Here is a 6,716-nt window from a genome sequence, read left to right as displayed (position 1 = left end):
CGGCCAGTATCGTGTAAACGGCGTGCGCCAGCGCTCAATTGAGGAATTAACAGTGCCAAGCTATAGATAGTACCAATTACAGCTACGCCCATTAGCTCATCAACAACACCTAGTACTATGCTGATTAATAAATTTATTAAGTAAAACATCCAAAATGCTTTACGGCGATTACGTCCTGAAAAATCTGCGTAGCTACGCAGCGCGTTCATATAATGTTCCATTACAATTCCTTAGTGTTAGTTTTTATATTCCCTAGCGGGTTTGATTTATTACCTTTTAGTAACATTTGTATCTTAATTAAAAACACTGCGCTTTAAAACAAAAAACCAGCAAATTGCTGGTTTTTTATAAGTTTAATTTTTAACTCATTGCCATCATCATTGCCGATGGGTTTTCTAAATACGATTTCCACAAGTTATTAAAGCGCGCAATTGTACCGCCATCAATAACGCGGTGATCGCCAGACCAACTCACTTGCATAATAGCTTTGCTAACAACTTGGCCGGTTTCATCAAAGCGCGGTAAGTGTTGTAACTTCCCTAATGCTACAATAGCAACTTCTGGCTTATTAATAATCGGGGTCGCAATAGTGCCGCCAATTGCCCCAATATTTGAAATGCTAATGGTGCCCCCTTTTAAGTCATCTGGCGCTACTCGTCCCTCGCGTGCTGCATCAGTTAGGCTTGTTAAACTGTTTGCAACTTCAACAATACTCTTAGATTGGCAGGATTTAATATTAGGCACTAGCAAACCCACTTTTGAATCCACTGCTACCCCAATATTATGATCGTCAAAGTAGGTAAGCTCAGTGCAATCATCATTTACTTTAGAATTAAGCACTGGGTACTCTTTCATCGCAAGCGATAACGCTTTGATAAAAAATGGCATCATAGTGAGCTTTACACCTTGCGCTTTATACTGCTCTTTTAAACTCGCTCGCAGGGCAATTAATTGCGTTAAGTCTATCTCGTCACTAAAGGTAAAGTGAGGGATTGTAGAGACCGAGGCCATCATTTGCTTTGCCATAGCCGCTTTAATGCCTTTAATTGGCTCTGCTCGCATACCACCGCTTTGTGTTTGTTGCGATTGTGGCTCTTTATTTTGAGTAACGCTGTTTTGAGTAGTAGCACTGCTAAGCGGTGATGTATCTATTGTGTTAGGTACCTCACCTTTAATAAATTCTTCTATGTCTTGTTTATAAATGCGGCCATTTTTACCGCTGCCCGGTACGCACGTTAAATCAACATCAAGCTCTCGCGCTTTGCGCCTTACAGCCGGTGAGGCAACCGCTTTTTTATTAACAACTTTATTTGCTGTTGTTTGCTGCGTTGCTACAGATTTATCTGCCGCTTTACTTTGTGCTTTTACAACGGCGTCGTTTACATCTACATTTGGTTTCACTGTACTGCCGGCTATGCTCATTTGAAATAACGGGCTATGTACCTGAGCAATTTCACCTTTTTGATAGTAAAGCTTTTGCACTGTACCTGTGTATTTAGCCGGAATTTGTACCAGCGCTTTGTCGGTCATTACATCACACACAGCTTGATCTTCTTGTATTTCATCTCCTTCGGCCACTAGCCAATCAACTATCTCACACTCAACAATCCCCTCACCAATATCTGGAAGAATAAAATCTTCTAAATGCTCTGACGATGCGTTGTCGCTTTGGGTATTTTGCACTTGCTCTGTGTGTGTTTCATCGCTTTGGCTTTGCTCATCGGCTACATTCATAGCAAACAAGGGTGCATGAACCTGCGCTATCTCCCCTTTTTGATAATACAATTTAGTGATTACGCCATCGTGCACAGCCGGAATTTGCACCAGGGCTTTATCGGTCATCACGTCACAAATGGGTTGATCTTCTTTTACTGTGTCACCCTCTTGTATTAGCCATTCAACCACTTCGCACTCAACAATGCCTTCACCAATATCGGGTAATATAAAATCTTTAGCCATGGTATCCCCTAAAAATCCATTGATTGTTTAATTGCGGCCATTACTTTAAGCGCATCAGGCACATATTCTTTTTCAAGTGCTAATGGGTAAGGTGTATCTAACCCACATACTCGCATAATAGGTGACTCAAGGTGTAAAAAGCACTCTTGCTGAATAGTCGCCGCAATTTCGGCACCAAAGCCATTGGTAATAGGCGCTTCGTGGCTTATCACTAAACGTCCTGTTTTAGTGACCGACTTAGCAATTGTCTCAACATCCCAAGGTAATATGCTTCTAAGGTCAATCACCTCACAACTAATGCCTTGTTCATTGGCTTGTTTTGCTGCGTTTTCAACAATTTCCATTTGCGCGCCCCACGCAAGTACAGTGATATCTGTACCTTCTTGTAGTACTTCGGCTTTACCAAGCTCAATGCTGTAATCATCCTCTGGTACTTCGCCGGTAGAAGCGCGGTATAAACGTTTAGGCTCGAAGAAAATAACGGGGTTATCGTCTTTAATACTTGCTCGTAGTAACCCTTTTGCTTGGTACGGGTTACGCGGTACCACTATTTTTAACCCTGGCGTGTGAGCAAAATATGCCTCTGGCGATTGTGAGTGATATAAGCCCCCTGCAATACCGCCACCATACGGGGTGCGAATCGTTAAATTGCCCACGTTAAATTCATTACCACTGCGGTATCTAAATTTGGCAGACTCATTAACTATTTGGTCAAATGCCGGAAAAATATAATCAGCAAATTGTATTTCAGCAAGTGCAGGCGCGCCAAACGCGGCTAAGCCATTGGCAAAACCTAAAATACCTTGCTCTGTAAGCGGTGTGTTAAATACGCGGTGTTTACCGTACTTTTCTTGCAAACTTGAGGTCGCTCTAAAAACACCACCAAAATAGCCAACATCTTCACCAAAAATACACGCCTGAGGGTGCTCATTCATGGTGATATCGAGTGCAGAATTAATTGCGTGTAGCATGTTCATTTTAGCCATTACTTAATTCTCCCTGCTGTGATTGGGTACGCATCTGGGTGCTGCTTTATATGTGCTTTTAAATCGTTATATTGGCGCTCAAGTGAAGGAATTGGCGTATCGTAAACATCTGATATGAGCTCTTCAAGCGCTGGCTTTTGCACTTTTTCAGCACGTTTAAGGGCGGCTAAAATATCTTCACGAATAGTGTCTTTCGCTTTAGCATCGTCCTCTTCGTTTAACCACTCTTGTTTGATCAACCATTTTTTAAATTTATCAATTGGGCAAACTTTATGCGTGGCCTCTTCATCTTTTGAGCGATAACCACTTGGGTCATCGGAGGTTGAGTGAGCGCCTAATCTGTACGCTATTGACTCAATTAATACCGGCTCGCCCTGCGTTGCTGCAATTTCGCGGGCCTTTTGTGTTGCTGCAAACACGGCTAATGCATCTGAGCCATCAACACGTATGGTTTTAATGCCATACCCTACGCCTCGCGACGCTATACCATCGCCTTTAAATTGCTCATCTGCAGGTGTTGATATTGCATACCCGTTATTACGTGCAAAAAATATAACAGGGGCTTTGTGTACCGCAGCCATATTTAAACCCGCATGAAAGTCACCTTCAGATGCTGCTCCCTCACCAAAGTAACAAATCGTCACATTATCTATGGTGCTTGCAAGCTCGCCGGTTTTTGCGTCAATGTGTTTTACTTTTTGCCCGTAGGCATAACCCGTAGCTTGAGGAATTTGCGTACCAAGGGGCGATGATATGGTCATATAATTTAATTCTTTTGAACCATAATGAATCGGCATTTGGCGCCCTTTTCCTAAGTCTAACTCATTAGAAAACATTTGATTCATAAATTGATCAAGCGTAAATCCGCGATAATGCAAAGCGGCTTGCTCGCGGTATTGCGCCATAATCATGTCATCTTGATCAAGTGCAGCAGCAGAGGCAGTAACAGCGGCTTCTTCACCTAAACATTGCATATAAAAGCTTACGCGGCCTTGGCGCTGCGCGCCTTGCATCCGCTCATCGAGTAGGCGAATAAAACGCATTGTTTCGTATAATTTAATCGCTGTGTGTTTAGAAATAGTCGGTGCGGTAGCACTAGGATGAATGTCGCCGTCCTCAGTTAAAATACTAAGGGTTGGAATAGTTAGCGCATGACCGTCTATAAACTCGAGGTCGTGGTTAATATTCAGCGATACGTTATTTGGATTACTCATAACCTACCTTCTCTTGTTGTCTGTGATACAGCACCCCTTTTAAGTTTTTATTATGGGTGAGGCTTGCGAATAAACTTTGCAGCATCTGCGCTGTATTTAATTAAAGCTGCCACCACCTTACGTTAACGTAAGATGTTATTCAACAAGTGTAAGACGAAACAAAAGTAAAATACGATTAAAAATATGGAAAGTTAACTGTACGCATTTATTAAACTAATAAAAACATACAGTTAAATATATAAGGCGAGTGGTCTGATGAGTTTTATTAGACGAAATTACTATCTACTTGCATAGGAATAACGGTAAGCAGTGCCCTTTGCCCAAGCGCAACGTGCGCATTTGGAAAAATAATAGCTTCCCCTTCCACATCGGCATAATAAGGGGTATCGCCGTCTGTTGCTAGCAACTCACCTTTAGCAAACCCTGTGAAATTTTCTGCATCATCAGAAAACGGAAAGCTAAAGTCCTGCTGCGTTCTATTAATTGTGCGATGCACGGCAAACAGCTCAAAATCACTTGCATTAAATTGAGGGTATTGGACTTCTTTTTGGCTAATTAATGCAGTTAGCGTTTGCTTGGTTTTTGCAAAGCGAGCCATGTCGTTTTCACCAAACGGTTTAACTTGACCCAGTTCAACGGTAAATGAATCAGCGCCATGAACAAACGAAGAATAGTAACTAAATGTGGTTGCCGGTGATTTCATCATTAATACGGTATTTACACCGCAGCTAAGTAAAAATTGTAACTGTGATTTTTTCCATGGTTTACCATGAAGATAAGGATACACAGCGAATTTTTCATTTTTTGAGCCACGTATAGCAGTATGTAAATCATAATGATAACGTGCACTGCCTTGCTCACCCCGTGTAAAAAAGTCAGTTACATACTCTTCTAGTTTTGCTGCGCGTTTGCGCTCATCGTTCATTGGCACACCTTCAACAGTGTGGTGGCCGTTAAACAAACGGTTTAGGTTTTCTTCTACAAAACGCAGGCCAATATTTATTGATTTTGGATTACCAAATATAAAGAGCACACGCTGATTTAATGCAAGCTCACCTTTTATTATGGTTTTTATTAGCTCGTCACATATTTCTATAGGTGCGGTTTCGTTACCGTGTACAGCGCTTGAAAGCACAACATCTTTTGTTGTTGTACCCTGAGGTTGAAATTCAATAACGCCTGTATCGTGAACGGTTACGCGCGTGCCATTTTCCAAAGCAAATTCACTTGCCTCTAAATGCCATTCATTGTCGCGACTGAGTGTTAAAAAGTCGCCGCTATTTATTAGTTCATTTAAATAATCTGGTTTGGCTAACATGATAAGCCCTTTTATAGTGTGAGAGATACAAACAAAAACGGCTGAATAAATCAGCCGTTTTTAAATAGTGTAAGCCTTGTTAGCTGATCACAGAGTCAACTAATTGCTTCGCTTCTTTTTCTAGTAGTGCTAAATGCTCTTCACCTTTGAAAGACTCAAGATAAATTTTATAAATATCTTCAGTACCAGAAGGACGTGCTGCAAACCAGCCGTTTTCAGTCACTACTTTTAAGCCGCCAATAGCCGCATCATTGCCAGGGGCATGCGTCAGTTTTTGTAAAATAGGTTCGCCAGCTAATGTATCGGCTTTAACATCGCTTGCACTAAGTGCTTTTAAACGTGACTTTTGCGCACTGCTAGCAGGGGCATCTAAACGCTTGTATAGTGGAGAGCCAAATTCTTGCTCTAGCTCTTTATAAAGCGCTGATGGTGTTTTACCTGTTACTGCGAGTATTTCAGCTGCAAGTAACCCCATAATAAAACCGTCTTTGTCGGTACACCATACGCTGCCATCAAATCGTAAAAACGCAGCACCAGCACTTTCTTCGCCACCAAAGGCAAGCTTGCCTTTGTTTAAGCCATCGACAAACCACTTAAAGCCTACCGGCACTTCTTTAACTTTTCGCTCATTACGAGCTACTACGCGGTCAATCATTGAGCTAGAAACCAGCGTTTTGCCAATTTCTACACTGCTGTCCCAGTCGCGGTGTTTTAATAAATAATCAATCGCTACCGCTAAAAAGTGATTAGGATTCATTAACCCATCTGGGGTAACAATGCCATGGCGGTCGTAATCTGGGTCGTTGCCAATAGCAATATCAAAGTCGTCTTTTAATTTAATTAAATTAGCCATTGAGTAAGGTGATGAACAATCCATACGAATTTTGCCATCTTTATCAAGTGGCATAAATGCAAAACGCGGATCAACACTGTCGTTTACTACGGTTAAATCTAAATTATATTTTTGCGCTATTAATGGCCAAAAGTTAATACCAGAGCCACCTAGCGGGTCAATACCTACTTTAATACCCGCATCGCTAACGGCTTTTAAATTAACGATATTTTCTAAGTCGTTAATGTATGGCGTCATTAGGTCTTCGTATTTAATAAACCCTGAACGCGATGCTTTAGCAAATGGAAACAGCTCAACTTCTACTAAATCTTCTAATAGTAATTGATTTGCTCTGTCTTCAATCCATTTAGTTACGTCGGTATCTGCTGGGCCGCCGTTAGGTGGAT

6 protein-coding genes are annotated in these 6,716 nt (G+C 41.5%); all 6 read right to left on the bottom strand.

All coding sequences use genetic code 11. The annotated features are described in order from the left end of the window. Positions 1 to 221 (bottom strand): DUF805 domain-containing protein (locus L650_RS0114935; protein WP_164835567.1); only part of this gene is annotated, 221 nt, incomplete at its 3' end. A gap of 139 nt (positions 222 to 360) precedes the next feature. Continuing rightward, positions 361 to 1,959 (bottom strand): dihydrolipoyllysine-residue acetyltransferase, encoded by a 1,599-nt coding sequence (locus L650_RS0114930; RefSeq protein WP_029773604.1) that lies wholly within the window; start codon positions 1,957 to 1,959, stop codon positions 361 to 363. Between the two features lie 8 nt (positions 1,960 to 1,967). Continuing rightward, complete coding sequence (locus tag L650_RS0114925; protein ID WP_029773603.1) at positions 1,968 to 2,945, bottom strand: alpha-ketoacid dehydrogenase subunit beta; 978 nt, start codon at positions 2,943 to 2,945, stop codon at positions 1,968 to 1,970. Continuing rightward, positions 2,945 to 4,159, bottom strand: a complete 1,215-nt coding sequence (locus L650_RS0114920) for a thiamine pyrophosphate-dependent dehydrogenase E1 component subunit alpha (RefSeq protein ID WP_004586667.1) — start codon at positions 4,157 to 4,159, stop codon at positions 2,945 to 2,947. The genes L650_RS0114925 and L650_RS0114920 overlap by 1 nt, the downstream gene beginning before the upstream one ends. Positions 4,160 to 4,424: 265 nt before the next feature. Further along, positions 4,425 to 5,477 carry a succinylglutamate desuccinylase gene (gene astE / locus L650_RS0114915; RefSeq protein ID WP_029773602.1) on the bottom strand — a complete coding sequence of 351 codons (1,053 nt, stop codon included), beginning with the start codon at positions 5,475 to 5,477 and terminating at the stop codon, positions 4,425 to 4,427. A gap of 79 nt (positions 5,478 to 5,556) precedes the next feature. Further along, positions 5,557 to 6,716 (bottom strand): alpha-D-glucose phosphate-specific phosphoglucomutase (locus tag L650_RS0114910; protein WP_029773601.1); only part of this gene is annotated, 1,160 nt, incomplete at its 5' end.

The organism is Pseudoalteromonas sp. TB51 (assembly GCF_000498055.1).
Taxonomy (GTDB): Bacteria; Pseudomonadota; Gammaproteobacteria; order Enterobacterales; family Alteromonadaceae; genus Pseudoalteromonas; species Pseudoalteromonas atlantica.
This window is presented reverse-complemented; position numbering and strand designations above follow the sequence as displayed.

What these genes read in the sequence shown, in the direction of transcription:
- L650_RS0114920 (WP_004586667.1), bottom strand. Translation starts at nt 4,159, where the DNA reads ATGAGTAATCCAAATAACGTATCGCTGAATATTAACCACGACCTCGAG.
- astE (WP_029773602.1), bottom strand. Translation starts at nt 5,477, where the DNA reads ATGTTAGCCAAACCAGATTATTTAAATGAACTAATAAATAGCGGCGAC.
- L650_RS0114925 (WP_029773603.1), bottom strand. Translation starts at nt 2,945, where the DNA reads ATGGCTAAAATGAACATGCTACACGCAATTAATTCTGCACTCGATATC.
- L650_RS0114930 (WP_029773604.1), bottom strand. Translation starts at nt 1,959, where the DNA reads ATGGCTAAAGATTTTATATTACCCGATATTGGTGAAGGCATTGTTGAG.